Source organism: Streptomyces sp. NPDC006872 (genome assembly GCF_040635845.1).
Taxonomy (GTDB): domain Bacteria; phylum Actinomycetota; class Actinomycetes; order Streptomycetales; family Streptomycetaceae; genus Streptomyces.
In genome coordinates this window covers 35,127-52,197 of the sequence record NZ_JBEYIL010000001.1, presented here as the reverse complement: position 1 = coordinate 52,197, position 17,071 = coordinate 35,127, and the positions used below count along the sequence as shown (strand labels likewise).

Below are 17,071 nucleotides of genomic sequence, written 5' to 3'. Positions count from 1 at the left end.
GACGCTCAGCCAAGCGGTAGCGCGTCCATGTAGGCGTTCGTCGGCTTCCGGATCTTCTGCACGCTCCGCACGTCCAACGCCACCGGCGCCGACGAGGTCCCCAGCTTCCCGCCCGCGTGCCAGACGCCCGTGACCGCCACCCATGTGTCCGCCTCGGGCGCGGCCACCCCGTACATCCGCACCTTCAACGTCGTGGCGTCCGCCGCGCAGCAGCTGACCAGGATCCGCGTCAGATACCACCCGTCCGCGCCGTCACCGGCGGGGGACGCGAACCCGGTCAGCTGCACCGCCCGCCCCTTCACGGCCAGGCTGCGGTCCTGCTGCACCCGCTGCGTGAAGTCGGTCAGCGTGATCGGCAGCGGCGAGGTCGCGGGCAGCGGATCGAACCCGTCGTCGTCCACCGCCGCGACGGCCTTCGCCGGCTCCCGCGAGGCGGTGTACGACCCGAGCGCGGGCGGCGCGTAGAACAGCAGGCTCAGCACCGGCAGGAACAGCAGCCAGGCGACCCGGGGCACCCGAGAGTGATCGTGCCCGTGGTCCTGGTGCTCGTGGTGGTCCTGGTGCTGCTCCTGGTGCTCCTGGCGGTCGTCGGCCCGCCGCCGCCTGACGGCGGTCCACGCCTCGACCGCCCCCAGGACCACCAGCACCACCCCGGCCGCGACCAGCAACGGCCGCATCCCCGGCTTCACATACCGGAGGTACTCCTCGGTGAACAGCGAGGTCCGCAGCAACCCGACCCCGCTCAGCACCAGCAGCACGACCTGCACCAACCGCTTCACAGCAGCACCCCTCCCACGATCACGCTGCACACCACCGCGACCACCGTCGTGGCCGCCGAGAACCGCCACGCGAAGGCCCGCCCGAACGTCCCCGCCTGCAACGCGATCAGCTTCAGATCGACCATCGGCCCCACCACCATGAACGCCAGCCGTGCCGTCGGCGAGAACCCGCTCAGCGAAGCCGCCACGAACGCGTCCGCCTCGCTGCACACCGCCAGGACGATCGCCAGCGCCGCCAGGAACAGCACCGACAGCCACGGCGAACCGGAGAACGTGTCCAGCACCGACCGCGGCATCGCCACATTGAAGGTCGCCGCCGCCATCGCGCCCACCACCAGGAAACCGCCCGCGTGCAGAAAGTCGTGCTGGAAGCCCTGCCGGAACTCCGTCCACCGGCTGTGCCCGGCCTGATGCCCGGTGTGCCGCACGGCCGGCCGCAGCCACTCCGACCTCCCCAGCCAGAGCCACAGCCAGCCCATCGCGGCCGCGGTGACCAGCGAGGCCGCCAACCGGGCCAGCACCATCTCCGGACTGCCCGGAAACGCCACGGCCGTCGCCGTCAGCACGATCGGATTGATGGCCGGAGCGGACAGCAGAAAAGCGAACGCGGCCGCCGGCGCGACCCCCCGCCCGATCAGACTGCTGGCCACCGGCACCGACGCGCACTCGCACCCCGGGAGCACCACCCCCGCCAGCCCCGCCACCGGCACCGCCAGCGCCGGCCGCTTCGGCAGCAGCCGCTGGAACACACTCGCCGGCACGAACGCGTTGATCGCCCCCGACAGCGCCGTGCCCAACAGCAGGAACGGCAGCGCCTGCACGATCACGGCCAGACACACCGTCCGCCACGCCTGCCCCGCCGGCTCGTCCAACGACCGCCCCACGAGCACCAGCAGCACACCCGGCAACACGGCCGCGCCCAGCAGCAACAGCGGCCAGTGCCGCGGCAGTTCACGCCCCGGACGACCACCGCCCCGAACCTCCTCGGCCACCCCCGCCGAGGACGCCCGTATCTCCGTCTCCTGCATCCCGCCCCCAGAAGTCCCCTGCGTCACTCGACCGTCCCGGCCGCAGGACCAGCACGACCCTAGACCCGACTGCCCGACCCCGACTTCCCGGCCCCGACGCCCAGGGCCTGCCCGGCCCTAGATCCGGCCCTCCCGCAACCGCACGACCTGCTCCGCGCCGAACTCCACCGTCCGCCGCATATGCCCCACGATCACCGCGAGTTCGGCGTCCGCGAGATCGTCGAAGAGCGGCATCCAGTCGCCGCCCAGCCGCTCCCACATCCGCCCGAACTCCGCGATCCGCTCCGGCACCGTCGCCACCAGCACCCGCCGCCGATCGGCCGCGTCCCGCTCCCGGACGACGTAACCCGCCCGCTCCAACCGGTCCACCAGCCGGGTCGCCGACCCGGTGGTCAGTCCCGTCAGCTCGGCGACCCGGCCCGTCGTCACCGGCTCCCGCTCCAGCGTGAGCAGGTTCAGACACTGCAGATCGGTCGGATGCAGCCCCAGACGGTCGGCGAGCGCCTGGTTGAACAGGGCATACGCGGCCATGTACCGGCGGGAGACCACGGACAGCTCGTCCAGCAGCCGAGACCGCACGTTCCCCGACATCGCTTCCCTTCGCCGGCGCCGCCGTCGGCTGCCGTCCGCAGATGGTACGACGACGCACCGACCCCACGGGCGTCAGAAGAAGTCGGAGCAAGTCCGAGGAAGTCAGAAGAAGTAGGCGTCCCCGGTGTCCAGCACCAGCACCTGCTGCCGGTCGTTGGACCGATTACGGTCCACTGCCCCACCGCCCCACAAGGTGTCGACCGCCATCGTCACCTCCGCCGGCCGCCCCCGCAGCCACACCCGCAACGCCAGCTGCTCCCCCAGCCCGTCCGCGGCCAGCGCCCCCGTCCGGCACACCACCTCCTGGCGACCCGTGCGCGCACACCCGGCCGGCAGCCACTGCTCCCCCGCCGCCAACGGCACCGACCAGCGCAGCCGCACCGTCGAGTCGGCGACGGCGCCCGGACCGTGGTTGCGCGGAGTCAGCCGTACGTCGACCCGGCCTCCGTCCATGACCGCGAAGCCGTGATACGACAGGTCGGCCTCGGTCTCCTCCCCCACCGCGTGCGCGGGCACGACACCCGCGCCCACCGCCAGCACGGCACCCGCACCCCACACCACGACACCCCGCAACCTGCGCATGGCACCACTCCTAGATCAGAAACCGCCGGAAACAGCCGGAAACAACCAGGCCCTATGCAGGGGATGTATCCCACGCCCGGCGCCCCGCAGGCGCCCTCCAACAGGTGACAGCGCACGACCGTGCGGAACTCCGACCATGTGATCCGCCTCGTCGGCAGGGCGCTCATCATGTAGACGCCCCGAGGGAACCGAGCAGCAGCGGCATATCCTGGCGAAAGCCAGCCGTACACACGTCCGAGGAGCGCTCATGCCCGCCGCCGCCCCGTCCGCACCCTCCCGCATCGCGATCGTCACCGGTGCGAGCAGCGGAATCGGCGCCGCCACCGCCCGGCAACTCGCCGCGGCCGGTTACCGCGTGGTCCTGACCGCCCGCCGCAAGGACCGTATCGAGGCGCTCGCGGAGGAGATCAACGCGGCCGGCCACCAGGCGACCGCCTACCAGCTGGACGTGACCGACCGCGCCGCCGTGGACGAGTTCGCCACCGCCTTCAAGACCATCGGCGTCCTCGTCAACAACGCGGGCGGCGCACTCGGCGCCGACCCCGTCGCCACCGGCGACCCCGCCGACTGGCGCACGATGTACGAGACGAACGTCCTCGGCACCCTGAACATCACCCAGGCACTCCTGCCCAAGCTGGTCGCGAGCGGCGACGGCACGGTGGTCGTCGTCTCCTCCACCGCCGGACACGGCACGTACGAGGGCGGCGGTGGCTACGTCGCCGCCAAGCACGGCGCCCACGTCCTCGCCGAGACCCTCCGCCTGGAGATCGTCGGCCGGCCGGTCCGCGTCATCGAGATCGCCCCCGGCATGGTCAAGACCGACGAGTTCGCCCTCACCCGCTTCAACGGCGACGAGGACAAGGCGGCCAAGGTCTACGAGGGCGTCGCCGAACCCCTCACCGCCTCCGACGTGGCCGAGACGATCACCTGGGCGGTGACCCGCCCCAGCCACGTCAACGTGGACCTCCTGGTCCTGCGCCCCCGCGCCCAGGCATCGAACACCAAGGTCCACAGGGACCTGTGATGCCCCCGGAGGACACCACGGACCCGGCGGCGGACCCGCAGAACGCACTGAAGGCGCAGGAACAACGCCGCCTCGCCCAGGAGACCAGGGACGAACGCAAGATGTGGGCGTTCCTGGCCTACTTCCTCTTCGGCATCCACTTCATCGCGTTCGTCATGATCTACGCGGTCCGCCACGCGAAGTGACGCTCAGGGCGCCGCACAGGTCGGATCGTCGACGATCACCGCGTTGGCCGGGATGACGACGACCTCGTCGTCATCGTCGGCCTGCACGGACTTGGTCGTGGCGTAACCCCGCTTCCCCTTCCCCACACACTTCGTGGCAAGGTTCCCGAACCCGTCCGGGAAGTTGAACACCTCGGCCGGACTGTCCTCCCCACGCTGCTCCGCCACCGGGGCATCGGCCTTGCCGCGCTCGTCGTAGTACTCCTGCGAACAAGCGCCGAGCGCGAGAACGAGAACGGCCGCAAGGCCGACGGCCCTCACCCGCCGCACGTCTTGTCCTCCACGATCTGCACGTTGGACGGACCGGTGGCGTTGGTCGTCACATACGCCCGAAACCCGTGCCCCACACACTTCGTGGCGAGGTTCCCGAACCCGTCGGGCATGTTGAACACCTCGGCGGGAGTGTCGTCCCCCGCCTTCCCCTGCACCGGCGCGTCGCCCCTCCCCCGCTTGTCCTCATACCCCTGCGAACAACCGGCGAGCAGACCCCCCACGACGAGCACGCACACCACAGCGCAAATCCGCTTCATCAGACACCCCCGTGTCAACGCCCCGAACTGGCCTATCCAAAGACAGCACCGCACCCCAGTTCGGTTCCCCGGTTCCCCGGTTCCGCCGGGGGCGTCTCGCTCCGTCAGCCCTTGACGCAGACGACCTGCTTCAGCTTCGCGACGACCTCCACCAGGTCCCGCTGCTGATCGATGACCTGCTCGATCGGCTTGTAGGCACCCGGGATCTCGTCCACGACGCCGGAGTCCTTACGGCACTCCACGCCCTGGGTCTGCTCCTCCAGGTCCTTCGTCGTGAAGCGGCGCTTGGCCGCGTTGCGGCTCATCCGCCGACCGGCCCCGTGCGAAGCCGAGTTGAACGACTTCTCGTTGCCGAGACCCTTCACGATGTACGAACCCGTGCCCATCGAACCCGGGATGATCCCGTACTCGCCGGAACCGGCCCGGATCGCGCCCTTGCGGGTCACGAGCAGGTCCATGCCTTCGTACCGCTCCTCGCTCACGTAGTTGTGGTGGCAGGAGATCTCCGGCTCGAAGTTCGGCTTCGCCTTCTTGAACTCCTTGCGGACCACGTCCTTCAGGAGCGCCATCATGAGCGTGCGGTTGTACTTCGCGTACTCCTGGGCCCAGAACAGGTCGTTGCGGTACGCCCCCATCTGCGGCGTGTCCGCGACGAACACGGCAAGGTCGCGGTCGATCAGCCCCTGGTTGTGCGGAAGCTTCTGCGCCACGCCGATGTGGTGTTCGGCCAGCTCCTTGCCGATGTTCCGGGAGCCGGAGTGGAGCATGAGCCAGACCGAGCCGTCACCACTGATGCAAACCTCGACAAAGTGGTTTCCGGATCCGAGCGTTCCCATCTGCTTCGTGGCACGTTCCTGACGGAATTTGACCGCTTCGGCCACCCCATCGAACCGCCCCCAGAAGTCGTCCCACCCCCCGGTGGCCAGCGCATGGAACCGTCCCGGCTCGACGGGGCTGTCATGCATCCCCCGCCCCACCGGAATGGCCTGCTCGATCTTCGACCGCAGCCGCGACAGATCCCCCGGCAGGTCGTTCGCCGTCAAGGACGTCTTGACCGCCGACATCCCGCAGCCGATGTCCACGCCCACCGCCGCAGGGCACACCGCCCCCTGCATCGCGATGACCGAGCCGACTGTCGCGCCCTTGCCGTAGTGGACGTCCGGCATGACCGCCAGGCCCTTGATCCACGGCAGGGTCGCCACGTTGCGCAGCTGCTGCAGCGCACCCTCCTCGACCGACGTCGGATCGGCCCACATACGGATGGGTACCTTCGCGCCCGGCATTTCCACGTACGACATGTCGTCCTCATTCCCCCGGAACAACTACAGAAGTCAGTAATCGCAAAACCGGAGCCAAGATCCGCCAAATCGGACGGCGGACCGGCATCCACGGTGTCGCGTGCGATACACATTGTCTGCAGGGGCCACCCCCGCCCGGCAAGCGAATAACCAGCGGGGACACTGGACCACCCGCCACCGAAAAAGCGACTCACCGTCGAGCCTGACCTTCGAGAGGAGCCGACCGTGCAGCGGAAGGCGTACGTACCCGGCGTCGTCGCGCTCCTCGCGGCGCTGCTGGCCGGCTGCACCGGCGGTTCGAAGGAGGGCGGTTCGACGGACAACTCCAACCCGGGCGAGGCCGGCACCGCCACCACCGCCGCGCAGCCCGGCAAGTACGCCACGCTCCCGGAGGCGTGCGGCGTCGTGGACCGGTCCACGCTCGACTCCCTGCTCCCCGGCATCAAACAGCTCGCCGACGAGACTCAGCGCGAGACGGCCTACGCGGGTGAGGCGACGCTGACGTACGACACGGACCGCAAGGTGGGCTGCCGTTGGAAGGTGGAGTCGACGGACGCCACCGACCATCTCTTCGTCGACTTCGAACGCGTCGTCTCCTATGACAACGCCGTCAGCGACGACAGCCAGGCCGAGACACTCTTCGCGACGAAGGTGACGGCTGCCGACCTCCCGGCCCCGGTCGCCTCCTCGCCGACCACCACCGGGTCCCCGTCCACGACCACGTCCACGACCACGGGCCCCTCCTCCGCGGCGACCCTCTCGCCCTCCGCCTCGACCGCCTCCGCGTCCCCTTCTTCCTCCGCCTCCCCCTCGCCGTCCTCCTCCGCCGACATCCAGCCCCGGCTGCTGGACGATCTGGGCGACGAGGCGTTCGTCGACGATGCGCTCAGCAGTTCCGGTTCGACGGCCAAGCAGCGCACCGTGACTGTGGCGTTCCGCACGTCGAACGTCATCGTGACCATCGAGTACGAGGAGCAGCCGGCGACCGTCGGTGTCGTGCCGGACAGTGAGGAAATGCAGGACAAGGCCCGGAAACTGGCCGCGCAACTGGCCGACTCCCTGGCCGGCTGAGGCCACTTCGGTCCCGTCCGCACCTCCCTCGTAAAGCATTCGAAGGGGAACCGCACAGCTTCTTCACCGCGTACCGTGGCCCCTCGGACCCGATCCGACCGCAGGAACCACGAGCGTCATGAGTGAAGGAACCATGCAGCGACGAGCCCAGCGTGACGGCCAGTTTGACCAGTGCGAGCAGCGTGCCGAGCGAGTGAGGCGTGCCGGAGGGCGCAGCGGCAGCCGCCTTCTCGCCGCAGCCGTGGCCGTCCCGGTGATGCTGTTCGCCGCGGGCTGCTCCTCCGACTCCGGCTCCGGCTCCGATGACGGCGCGCAGGACACGAGCGCGTCGGCCGGCTCCGGTACGGACTCGGCCGCGAGCGCCGCGCCGACCGTGCAGGCGGCGGCGTACAAGACGCTGCCGAAGGCGTGTGCGGTGCTGCCGAAGAAGACGCTGACCGAGTTGGTGCCGAAGGGTGCGGCCTCGGGCAAGGAGGGGACGTCCAGCGACACCGCGGCCCGAACCAGTTGTTCCTGGTCGAGCCTGGCGAACAACGGTGTGAAGGGCTCCCAGTTCCGCTGGCTGAACGTGTCCTTGCTGCGTTTCGAGTCGGACGCGACGACGGGCGACGGCGAGTCGCAGGCGAAGACGTACTACGCGAAGCAGGTCAAGGAAGCCCAGGCGGTGTCGGGCGCGAAGAACGCGAAGTCGCAGGCGGTCGCGGGGACGGGCGACGAGGCGACGCTGGTGGCGTACGACCTGAAGAAGACGGAGGGCGCCTTCAAGCAGCAGACGGTCGTGGCGCGGGTCGAGAACGTCGTGATCACGCTCGACTACAACGGCGCCGGTCTGGCGGGCGAGAAAACGCCGAGCGCGGACACGTTGACGAAGTCTGCGGAGAAGGCGGCGAAGGAGGCGGTGGCCTCGGTGCAGTCGGCCAACGGCGAGGGCACCGGCGGCGGTTCGGGTACGTCGACGTCGAGCCCGGCCCCGTCGAAGACGGCCTCCTCGGGGGCGTCGGCCACGTCGGCTCCGAAGGCGACGCCTTCCCCGTCGGCGTCGGCCACGGGGAAGGCCACGACGGCCGCGGCGGCTCCGAAGGCTTCCGCTTCCGCGAAGAGCTGACGGACCGGCAACGCGTGCGCCGCACACATGTGCCACCCTGTTGCGCGCAAGAACACGCAAGGGGAGGGGAGTACGGGTGTCGGAGCGAATAGAGCTGACCCGGACGCACCGCGTTCTCATCGGCGTGGTCGTGACCGGCGCCGTGATCATCGCCGGCATCGGCTTCGCCGGTTCGTACGCGGCGGTCCGGGAACTGGCTCTGGAGAAGGGCTTCGGGAAGTTCTCCTACGTCTTCCCGATCGGCATCGACGCGGGTATCTGTGTCCTGCTGGCCCTGGATCTGCTGCTGACCTGGATCCGCATCCCCTTCCCGCTGCTGCGGCAGACGGCGTGGCTGCTGACGGCGGCGACGATCGCGTTCAACGGCGCGGCCGCCTGGCCGGACCCGCTGGGCACGGGTATGCACGCGGTGATCCCGATCCTGTTCGTGGTCGCCGTCGAGGCGGCCCGGCACGCGATCGGCCGGATCGCGGACATCACGGCGGACAAGCACATGGAGGGCGTGCGCATCACGCGCTGGCTGCTCTCCCCGGTGCCGACGTTCCTGCTGTGGCGCCGGATGAAGCTGTGGGAGCTGCGGTCCTACGACCAGGTGATCAAGCTGGAGCAGGAACGTCTCGTCTATCAGGCGAGGCTGCGTTCCCGCTTCGGCCGCGCCTGGCGCCGCAAGGCCCCGGTGGAGTCGCTGATGCCGCTGCGGCTGGCCCGTTACGGCGTCCCGCTGGCGGAGACGGCCCCTGCGGGTCTGGCGGCGGCGGGCATAGAGCCGGCCGTGCTGCCTCCGGCCCCCGTGCCGGTCGCGGCGCCGATTCCGGTGTCCGCGTCCGCGCCTCAGCCGGAACTGGCGGCGGCCCCTGCGCCCCAGCAGGCACAGCAGCTCCAGCAAGGGCAACAGCTCCAGCAAGGGCAGCAGCCGCAGCAGGTCGACTACCCGCCGGAGGACGATCAGAGCCCCTGGTTCCAGTCGCCGCACGAGGTGGCGTACCAGGGCGGCTACGACCCCAGCTACGACCCCACACAGCAGCAGCAGTACACCCAGTGGATGGAAGAGCAGCGGCGGGCCGAGCAGTACCAGGACCAGTACCAGGAGGAGCCCCCGGTCCAGGAACCCTCCCCGGAGGAGACCGGCAGCTTCCCCATCCCGGTGGTCCCGGGCCGCAGCCGCGAGCTGGGCGAGGGCGGCGGCTCCGAGCCGGACGAGGACGCCTTCTACCAGGTCTTCCGCGAGTCGATAAAGAGCGGGAACGGAGCACCGACCGTCAAGGGGTTCATCGTCGATGTCGAGGCGATATACGACATCACCCTCCCCGAGGCCGAGGCCAAGCGGATGGTGAACCGCTTCTCCAACCGTCTCAACGCCGAACTGGCGGACGAGCACATCGCATGAGAAAGCGCCCGGTGCCCCACGGCACCGGGCGCTTTCCTCACGGCGTCACTGCCCGAGCAGGGCCCGCACCCGTTCCTGTCCCACCGCCAGCAGCAGTGTGGGCAGCCGCGGCCCCGTGTCCCGCCCGACCAGCAGGTGGTAGAGCAGGGCGAAGAACGTCCGCTGGGCGGTCTTGATCTCCGGCGGGAGCTCCTTGGGCGTGGCGTCCGCGGAGAACCCGGCCTGCACCTTGGGCACGCCGTAGACGAGGTGGGTGAGCCCGTCCAGGGACCAGTGGTCGGCGAGTCCGTCGAGCAGGAGCCGCAGGGACTGCTGGGTGGCCTCGTCGAGGGACTTCAGCAGTTCGGCGTCCGCCTCCTCGCGCACGATGGTCCGCTGGTCGGCGGGGACGTGCGTGTTGATCCAGGCCTCGGCCTTGTCGTACCGCGGCCGGGCCTCGTCCAGGGCGGCGAGCGGGTTCTCGGGGTCGAGGTCGCTCAGGATGCGCAGGGCCTGGTCCTGGTGTCCGGCGGTGATGTCGGCGACGGAGGCGAGCGTGCGGTACGGCAGTGGACGCGGGGTGCGCGGCAGCTCACCGCCGGCCGTGCCCACCGCACGCGCGTGTGCCGCGACGTCGGCCGGGAGGGCGGCCCCCTCCGCGACCTTGGCGTCGAGCTTGTCCCACTCGTCGTAGAGCCGCTGGATCTCCTGGTCGAAGGCGATCTTGAAGGACTGGTTGGGCCGGCGGCGGGCGTAGAGCCAGCGCAGGATCTGCGGTTCCATGATCTTCAGCGCGTCGCCGGGGGTGGGCACGCCGCCCTTGGACGACGACATCTTGGCCATGCCGCTGATGCCGACGAAGGCGTACATGGGCCCGATGGGCTGCTTGCCGCCGAAGATGCCGACGATCTGGCCGCCGACCTGGAAGCTGGAGCCCGGGGAGGAGTGGTCGACGCCGCTCGGCTCGAAGACGACGCCCTCGTACGCCCAGCGCATGGGCCAGTCGACCTTCCAGACCAGCTTGCCGCGGTTGAACTCGCTGAGCCGGACGGTCTCGGCGAAGCCGCAGGCGGTGCAGGTGTAGGACAGCTCGGTGGTGTCGTCGACGTAGGAGGTGACCGTGGTGAGGTCCTTCGCGCAGTTGCCGCAGTAGGGCTTGTACGGGAAGTAGCCGACGGACCCGGCCCCGGACGAGCCGTCGTCCTCGGCCGCCGCGCCCGAGCCCTCGGCGGCCTCGAGCTCGGCCTCGTCGAGCGGCTTCTGCTGCTGCTTCTTCGCCGCGGCGGCCGGGGCCTTCTTGGTGCGGTACTGGTCGAGGATGGCGTCGATGTCGGCGCGGTGCGCGACGGCGTGCAGGATCTGCTCGCGGTAGACGCCGGAGGTGTACTGCGCGGTCTGGCTGATCCCGTCGAACTCGACGCCGAGTTCGGCCAGCGACTCGACCATCGCGGCCTTGAAGTGCTCGGCCCAGTTCGGGTGGGCGGAGCCCCGCGGCGCCGGGACGGAGGTCAGCGGCTTGCCGATGTGCTCGGCCCAGGTGTCGTCGACGCCGTCGAGGCCGGCCGGCACCTTGCGGTAGCGGTCGTAGTCGTCCCAGGAGATCAGGTGGCGGACCTGGTGGCCGCGGCGGCGGATCTCGTCGGCGACGAGGTGCGGGGTCATGACCTCGCGGAGGTTGCCGAGGTGGATGGGGCCGGAGGGGGAGAGTCCGGACGCGACGACGACAACCTGAGCGGTAGCGACTGATGACTCAGCGCCGGGGGCTCGGCGCTCCGACTCCTCGATGACCTCATCCGCGAAACGGGAGACCCAGTCGGTGGTCTCGGTGCTCTGAGCCACGATCGGCACGTCCTCTTGATTCTGGAAGCGTTGATGGGAGTCCCGCATGGGGGTCCCCAGGTAATGAGGGGTCCCACGCTCATGGGGTTCCCATTCTCCCAGACGGCCCCGCGCCCGGGAAAACCGCTTTACCCCCCATGGGATACTGGCCGTGTCTATGCGTCCCCACGAGGAGAACGGCACCCACTCCTATGGCCCCGGTCACGTCCCTCAGCGACTCCGTCGAACAGCGTCTCGCGTCCGCCCTCTCGGCCACTCTGCCGGAGGCCGCCGGCTCGGACCCGCTGCTGCGACGAAGCGACCGGGCCGACTTCCAGGCCAACGGCATCCTGGCGCTGGCCAAGAAGGCGAAGGCGAACCCGCGGGAGCTGGCGACGCAGGTCGTGGCGAACGTGACGACCGGTGATGTGATCGGGGAGATCGAGGTCTCCGGCCCCGGCTTCCTGAACGTGACGATCACCGACCGGGCGATCACCGAGAACCTGGCCGCGCGGTACGCGGACGAGGCCCGCCTCGGCGTGCCGCACGCCGCGCAGGCCGGCACGACGGTGATCGACTACGCGCAGCCGAACGTGGCGAAGGAGATGCACGTCGGCCATCTGCGGTCGGCGGTCATCGGCGACGCGATGGTGCAGATCCTGGAGTTCACCGGCGAGAGCGTGGTCCGCAGGCACCACATCGGCGACTGGGGCACCCAGTTCGGCATGCTCATCCAGTATCTGGACGAGCACCCGCACGAGCTGGACCACAAGGAGTCGCAGGTCAGCGGCGAGGAGGCGATGTCGAACCTCGACCGCCTCTACAAGTCCGCGCGCAAGCTGTTCGACGCGGACGAGGAGTTCAAGACCCGGGCGCGTCGCCGGGTGGTCGACCTCCAGGCGGGCGACCCGCACACGCTGGCGACCTGGCAGAAGTTCGTGGACGAGTCGAAGATCTACTTCTTCTCGGTCTTCGAGAAGCTGGACATGGAGATCCGCGACGAGGACATCGTCGGCGAGTCGGGTTACAACGACATGCTGGCGGAGACCTGCCGGCTGCTGGAGGAGTCCGGGGTCGCGGTCCGCTCCGAGGGCGCGCTGTGCGTGTTCTTCGAGGACGTGAAGGGCCCGGACGGCAATCCGGTCCCGCTGATCGTCCAGAAGTCGGACGGCGGCTACGGCTATGCGGCGACGGACCTGTCGGCGATCCGCGACCGTGTCTTCAACATCAAGGCGAGCTCGCTCATCTACGTCGTGGACGCACGCCAGTCGCTGCACTTCAAGATGGTGTTCGAGACGGCGCGCAGGGCGGGCTGGCTGAACGAGGACGTGAAGGCGCACCAGTTGGCGTTCGGCACGGTCCTCGGCAAGGACGGCAAGCCGTTCAAGACCCGTGAGGGCGAGACGGTCAAGCTGGTCGACCTCCTCGACGAGGCGGTGGGCCGGGCGACGGCCGTGGTCCGGGAGAAGGCGGAGAAGGTCGGCCTGACCGAGCCGGAGATCGTGGAGAACGGCCGGTACGTGGGCATCGGCGCGGTGAAGTACGCCGACCTGTCGACGTCGGCCGTGCGGGACTACAAGTTCGACCTGGACCAGATGGTCTCGCTGAACGGCGACACGTCCGTGTACCTGCAGTACGCGTACGCCCGTATCCAGTCGATCCTGCGCAAGGCCGGCGAGACCCGCCCGGCCGCTCACCCGGAGCTGGAACTGGCCCCGGCGGAGCGGGCGTTGGGCCTGCACCTGGACCAGTTCGCGGAGACGGTGTCGGAGGTCGCGGCGGCGTACGAGCCGCACAAGCTGGCGGCGTACCTGTACCAGCTGGCCTCGCATCTGACGACGTTCTACGACCAGTGCCATGTGCTGTCGGCCGACAACCCGCCGGAGGTCGTGGAGAACCGCCTCTTCCTGGTGGACCTGACGGCCCGCACGCTCCACCTGGGCATGGCCCTGCTGGGCATCAGGACCCCCGGGAAGCTCTGACGCACCTGACGCACGACGAACCGCGGCCCGTCCTCCACCCCCGAGGAGAACGGGCCGCGGCCGCATGTGGCGGCGTACGTCGGACGGTGCGTCGCGCGGTGGGTCAGGCGGCGAACCGCTTGAACGCCGCGCGGGTGCCGGCGCCGGCGATGCCGTCGATGGCGCCGGTGTAGCCGTAGCTGTCCTTCAGGAGCCGCTGGAGCGCCTTGATCGTGTTGGGGCCGGGGTCGCCGTCGATGGAGTCGTTGTAGCCCCAGTACTGCGCGAGGCAGCGCTGGAACGCCTTCCAGCTGTTGGTGCCCAGCTGTCCGTCGATGGAGCCGGTGTAGCCCCAGTACTCGGCCAGCCACCCCTGGACGTTCTTGGCCTCGGCGGAGGTGAGTCCGAAGTTCTCCGTCGCGAGGATGGTGGCGTCGGCGCTCACCGCCGTCTTGGCGGCGGATGCGGGGGCCGCGTAGCTGGTACCCGCGGCCGCCAGGGTCCCGGCGGCGATGCCGGCGACGGCGGTGAGGCTGACGATGGTCCTGGCCAAGACGTTCGGTCGCATGTGTTCCTCTTTCGGCTTGCGGCTTTCGGCTTTCGGTTCGTCGGTGACGACAAGAGAGTGCGGGGCGGTCGGCGACGGCCGCCACAGCAGCCGCGCAAGTGACGGCTTCCTGGGACGTCCCACCCCCTGACCTGCGCGAACACCGCCGCCCTGGACGGCCTCGCGGGACGGCTGTGGCAGACGTGGTTCCGCTCATGCAGAATCGACGAAGCGGGGGGTCGCTGATCATGGCCATGACCATCTGGGGGGACCCATGTCGCGCCGCAACGCGCTGCCCGACGAACTCGACCCGAACGCCCGGCAGTTGGTGGAGCACTTACGCCGACTGAAGGACCACAGCGAGCTGAGCATGCGTCAGCTGGCGACGAAGACGGGGTACAGCCAGAAATCGTGGGAGCGGTATCTGGGCGGCAGGTCGCTTCCGCCGCGCGAGGCCGTGGAGACACTGGCCCGGATCTGCGGCGACGACCCGGTCCGTCTGCTCGCGCTGCACGAGGTGGCCGCCGACACCTGGCCCGGCCCACGCCCGACCGCGTCCCCGACGTCCCCGTCATCCCCCTCCGAGTCGGAGCCGCCCGCCGAGTCGGATCCGCCCGCCACCACTGCCGGGCAGCCCGCCACCACTGCCGAGCAGCCGGCCGCCGTGGGCACGCGCGTCCCCGGACGCTCGCTGCGCATCGCGCTCGGGGCGGGCGCGGTCGCCCTCGTCCTGGCCGTCTCCTCGACCGTCCTCCTGGTCCTACGTCTCAACGACGACGACGGCCGACACGCGGCCGCCGCCGTCCCGTCCACCGCCCCGGCGTCCTCGCACGCTCCGGTGTACACCTGCGCGATCGAGCGGACCGACGGCCTCTGGTACGCGGGCATCAGCCGCACCCAGAACACCGAGATCTTCTACGGCAGCGTCGGCCCCGATGTGGCCGAGGCGCAGTGCCTGCTGCGCCGGGCGGGCATCTCGCCGGGCGGCATCGACGGGGAGTTCGGCCCGCTGACCCAACGCGCGGTCAAGGCCATGCAGAAGCGGTCCGGTCTGATCATGGACGGCATCGTCGGACCGAAGACCTGGAAGGCGCTGCGCGGATGACCTCGTCACCGGGAGGCGCGCGACTGACGGCGGCGCTGAAGGAGCTGAAGGACCGCACGGGCCTCAGCCTGGCCCGCCTCGCCGCCGAGACCACGTTCAGCAAGTCCTCCTGGGAGCGCTACCTGAACGGCAGGTCGCTGCCGCCTCGCCAGGCGGTGCAGGAGCTGTGCCGCCTGGCCGGAGAGCCGGACGGACGATGCCTGGCGCTGTGGGAGATCGCGAAGTCGGAGGAGTCGGGCCGCCCGAAGGACCCGCCCCGGACACCGCCCCAGCCATCGCCCCCACTGCCACCCCCACTACCGTCCCCGTCCCCGTCCCCGTCCCCCTCCGAGCCTCCCGCCCCGTCCCCGTCCCCGGAAGAAAGCGCTCCGGTTCCGGTCGGGCATCGGGGTGCGGCGGCCGCGGCGATCCTCGCGTCGGTGTGCGCGGTGGTGTTCGGGGCCGTCGCCCTGACGCTCGTCCTCCTCCCGGAAAAGAACCCCGCGCCCCGGCCGTCGGCGACCCGGTCCACCGGCGGCCCGCAGTGCAGGGCGACCACGTGCGAGGGCAAGAAACCTGCCGCCATGAACTGCGCGGGCTCGCCGGACACGCTCGCCGAGCACGTCACCGCGACCGGAGCCTCCATCCAGCTGCGCTACAGCAGGGTGTGCGGGACGAGTTGGGCGCGGATGTGGGGTGCGCGGATCGGCGACCGCATCGAATCAGGGGCGGCCGCGAGCGCCGGCCGCCCCCACACCGCACGGGTCGAGAACAAGGTCGAGGCGGACACCTACGTCACCACGGGCATGACCGCGACCGTCCTCGGCACGGTCGTCGAGGCCTGCTTCCTGCCGGTGGCGGGCGGCGCGAAGGAGTGCTTCGAGGCCCGGGCGGCCCATGGGTGACATGCCGATCGGCTGCCCGCCGATCGGAGGCGCGGGCGGCGCGGGCGGTGTGTCAGAGACTGAGCACGGCCCGCAGCGCCGTGTCGACGCTCTCCATCTCGTCCACGGGGACGTCTCCGTGGTACTTGCCGTCCTCGAAGCGGGTCAGGCGGAAGTTGTACAGATCCGGGGCCACGACCATCCCCCGTAGCGGCATCGACACCCGCACGGTGACCAGCGACTCCGGCCGCTCCCCCGAGGTGTCGAGCAGGGCGCACAAAACAGCGCCCGAGTGCAGTTCGGCCACATGGTCGTTCTGCACGACGACGACCGTGCGATCCCGGCCCACCGTGGAGACTGTCCACACCTGTCCACGCTTGAGTTGTCCCACCCCGTGAGCTTACTGGGCGGGGCGCGCGAACTCGCACCACACCACCCTCTCGAGCGCCCGCTCTCCCACCGGCGGCGCCGGATCTCCTCCGAGGCCGGCTCTCCCCGGGAACGCCGAAGGGGCGGTGCCCGGGAATCCCCGGGCACCGCCCAACTCTCAGAACGACAGGAGCCCTGGGCCCTACGGCGTCAGATCTCCTCCGGCGTCAGATCTCCTCCGAAGCCAGATCCCCCGGAAGCCGGTCCCCCGCGGCGGCCTGCACCGCGCGGAGCCTGTCCAGGTCCTCCTCGATCAGCATGAGCGTCTCGAAGGCGTAGGCCGCCCCGGCCGCCGACGCGCCCTGCATGACCTCGGAGTACAGCACCCACAGCCCCTCCCGCGCGGCGGCGACACAGGCCTCGGCCACCGGGCCGCCCGAGTCCACGGCCGGGCCGAGGATACGGAGCACCCAGCCGAGCGTCTCCCGTCGGGCGGGCTCGGACAGGGGGCCCGTCAGGGCGGCGAAGGCCACCGAGACGAAGGCCGAGGACACCGGGAGAAGCTCGTCGGCCGGGGTCATGACGTGGTCGTGGAGGGCGGTGAGGAATGCCTCGCCGCCGCCGTGGGCCTCGTCCAGGGTGATCAGATCTCTGATCCTGGGCGGGAGGTGTGCGGCGCTTTCGCCGCAGCCGCACTCCATCCGCTCCCAGTCGAACTTCAGCAGCTCGATCTCGAAGAGGCTGTTGTCGACAGGACTGTCGTCGGCAGGACTCTTCTCGACAGGACTGCTCAAGGGGTTCGTCACCGCT

19 protein-coding genes are annotated in these 17,071 nt (G+C 70.2%); 8 read left to right on the top strand and 11 right to left on the bottom strand.

Annotated elements, in window-relative coordinates:
* Positions 1-5 precede the first annotated feature (5 nt).
* The 4 genes from ABZ725_RS00225 to ABZ725_RS00210 form a co-directional block, all read right to left on the bottom strand.
* Complete coding sequence (locus ABZ725_RS00225; protein WP_358800638.1) at positions 6-779, bottom strand: TIGR03943 family protein; 774 nt, start codon at positions 777-779, stop codon at positions 6-8.
* Complete coding sequence (locus tag ABZ725_RS00220) at positions 776-1,807, bottom strand: permease (RefSeq protein ID WP_358800637.1); 1,032 nt, start codon at positions 1,805-1,807, stop codon at positions 776-778. Before ABZ725_RS00220 ends, ABZ725_RS00225 begins: the two co-directional genes overlap by 4 nt.
* A gap of 117 nt (positions 1,808-1,924) precedes the next feature.
* On the bottom strand, positions 1,925-2,398 hold the full coding sequence (locus ABZ725_RS00215; RefSeq protein ID WP_351918762.1) for a MarR family winged helix-turn-helix transcriptional regulator: 474 nt from the start codon (positions 2,396-2,398) through the stop codon (positions 1,925-1,927).
* A 102-nt stretch (positions 2,399-2,500) separates the two neighbouring features.
* Positions 2,501-2,980, bottom strand: coding sequence for a hypothetical protein (locus ABZ725_RS00210; protein WP_358800636.1), 480 nt, complete (start codon positions 2,978-2,980; stop codon positions 2,501-2,503).
* 247 nt (positions 2,981-3,227) lie between these two features.
* Here ABZ725_RS00210 and ABZ725_RS00205 point away from each other — a divergent pair, with 247 nt between their 5' ends.
* Positions 3,228-4,004 carry an SDR family NAD(P)-dependent oxidoreductase gene (locus tag ABZ725_RS00205; RefSeq protein ID WP_358800635.1) on the top strand — a complete coding sequence of 259 codons (777 nt, stop codon included), beginning with the start codon at positions 3,228-3,230 and terminating at the stop codon, positions 4,002-4,004.
* Positions 4,004-4,189, top strand: a complete 186-nt coding sequence (locus ABZ725_RS00200) for a hypothetical protein (RefSeq protein ID WP_358800634.1) — start codon at positions 4,004-4,006, stop codon at positions 4,187-4,189. Before ABZ725_RS00205 ends, ABZ725_RS00200 begins: the two co-directional genes overlap by 1 nt.
* A gap of 3 nt (positions 4,190-4,192) precedes the next feature.
* Here the strand turns inward: ABZ725_RS00200 and ABZ725_RS00195 are convergent, their stop codons facing one another.
* From ABZ725_RS00195 to ABZ725_RS00185, 3 genes are all read right to left on the bottom strand, one after another.
* The gene (locus ABZ725_RS00195) at positions 4,193-4,498 is read right to left on the bottom strand and encodes a hypothetical protein (RefSeq protein ID WP_358800633.1); all 306 of its coding nucleotides are present in this window, start codon (positions 4,496-4,498) and stop codon (positions 4,193-4,195) included.
* Positions 4,486-4,758: a hypothetical protein gene (locus tag ABZ725_RS00190; RefSeq protein ID WP_358800632.1), complete on the bottom strand. Its 273-nt coding sequence runs from the start codon at positions 4,756-4,758 to the stop codon at positions 4,486-4,488. Before ABZ725_RS00190 ends, ABZ725_RS00195 begins: the two co-directional genes overlap by 13 nt.
* A 104-nt stretch (positions 4,759-4,862) precedes the next feature.
* Positions 4,863-6,056, bottom strand: coding sequence for an RtcB family protein (locus ABZ725_RS00185; RefSeq protein WP_358800631.1), 1,194 nt, complete (start codon positions 6,054-6,056; stop codon positions 4,863-4,865).
* 225 nt (positions 6,057-6,281) lie between these two features.
* On the opposite strand from ABZ725_RS00185, the gene ABZ725_RS00180 reads away from it, so the two are divergent.
* The 3 genes from ABZ725_RS00180 (at position 6,282) to ABZ725_RS00170 (ending at position 9,619) form a co-directional block, all read left to right on the top strand.
* Positions 6,282-7,127: a DUF3558 domain-containing protein gene (locus ABZ725_RS00180; protein ID WP_358800630.1), complete on the top strand. Its 846-nt coding sequence runs from the start codon at positions 6,282-6,284 to the stop codon at positions 7,125-7,127.
* A gap of 118 nt (positions 7,128-7,245) precedes the next feature.
* On the top strand, positions 7,246-8,232 hold the full coding sequence (locus ABZ725_RS00175; protein ID WP_358800629.1) for a DUF3558 domain-containing protein: 987 nt from the start codon (positions 7,246-7,248) through the stop codon (positions 8,230-8,232).
* Between the two features lie 76 nt (positions 8,233-8,308).
* The gene (locus tag ABZ725_RS00170; protein WP_358800628.1) at positions 8,309-9,619 is read left to right on the top strand and encodes a DUF2637 domain-containing protein; all 1,311 of its coding nucleotides are present in this window, start codon (positions 8,309-8,311) and stop codon (positions 9,617-9,619) included.
* Between the two features lie 45 nt (positions 9,620-9,664).
* Here the strand turns inward: ABZ725_RS00170 and lysS are convergent, their stop codons facing one another.
* Complete coding sequence (lysS, locus tag ABZ725_RS00165) at positions 9,665-11,446, bottom strand: lysine--tRNA ligase (RefSeq protein WP_358800627.1); 1,782 nt, start codon at positions 11,444-11,446, stop codon at positions 9,665-9,667.
* A gap of 182 nt (positions 11,447-11,628) precedes the next feature.
* On the opposite strand from lysS, the gene argS reads away from it, so the two are divergent.
* Entirely contained in the window at positions 11,629-13,398 is a 1,770-nt protein-coding gene (gene argS, locus ABZ725_RS00160; protein WP_358800626.1) for an arginine--tRNA ligase, read from the top strand.
* 103 nt (positions 13,399-13,501) lie between these two features.
* On the opposite strand, the gene ABZ725_RS00155 is transcribed toward argS, so the two are convergent.
* On the bottom strand, positions 13,502-13,945 hold the full coding sequence (locus ABZ725_RS00155; RefSeq protein WP_358800625.1) for a peptidoglycan-binding domain-containing protein: 444 nt from the start codon (positions 13,943-13,945) through the stop codon (positions 13,502-13,504).
* Positions 13,946-14,198: 253 nt separating this feature from the next.
* On the opposite strand from ABZ725_RS00155, the gene ABZ725_RS00150 reads away from it, so the two are divergent.
* Together ABZ725_RS00150 and ABZ725_RS00145 are read left to right on the top strand one after the other, a co-directional pair.
* Entirely contained in the window at positions 14,199-15,029 is an 831-nt protein-coding gene (locus ABZ725_RS00150) for a peptidoglycan-binding protein (protein ID WP_358800624.1), read from the top strand.
* Positions 15,026-15,913 carry a DUF2690 domain-containing protein gene (locus tag ABZ725_RS00145; protein ID WP_358800623.1) on the top strand — a complete coding sequence of 296 codons (888 nt, stop codon included), beginning with the start codon at positions 15,026-15,028 and terminating at the stop codon, positions 15,911-15,913. Before ABZ725_RS00150 ends, ABZ725_RS00145 begins: the two co-directional genes overlap by 4 nt.
* A 52-nt stretch (positions 15,914-15,965) precedes the next feature.
* Here the strand turns inward: ABZ725_RS00145 and ABZ725_RS00140 are convergent, their stop codons facing one another.
* Complete coding sequence (locus ABZ725_RS00140) at positions 15,966-16,283, bottom strand: type II toxin-antitoxin system PemK/MazF family toxin (RefSeq protein ID WP_351918729.1); 318 nt, start codon at positions 16,281-16,283, stop codon at positions 15,966-15,968.
* 205 nt (positions 16,284-16,488) lie between these two features.
* Positions 16,489-17,067, bottom strand: coding sequence for a hypothetical protein (locus tag ABZ725_RS00135; RefSeq protein ID WP_358800622.1), 579 nt, complete (start codon positions 17,065-17,067; stop codon positions 16,489-16,491).
* Positions 17,068-17,071: the final 4 nt, after the last annotated feature.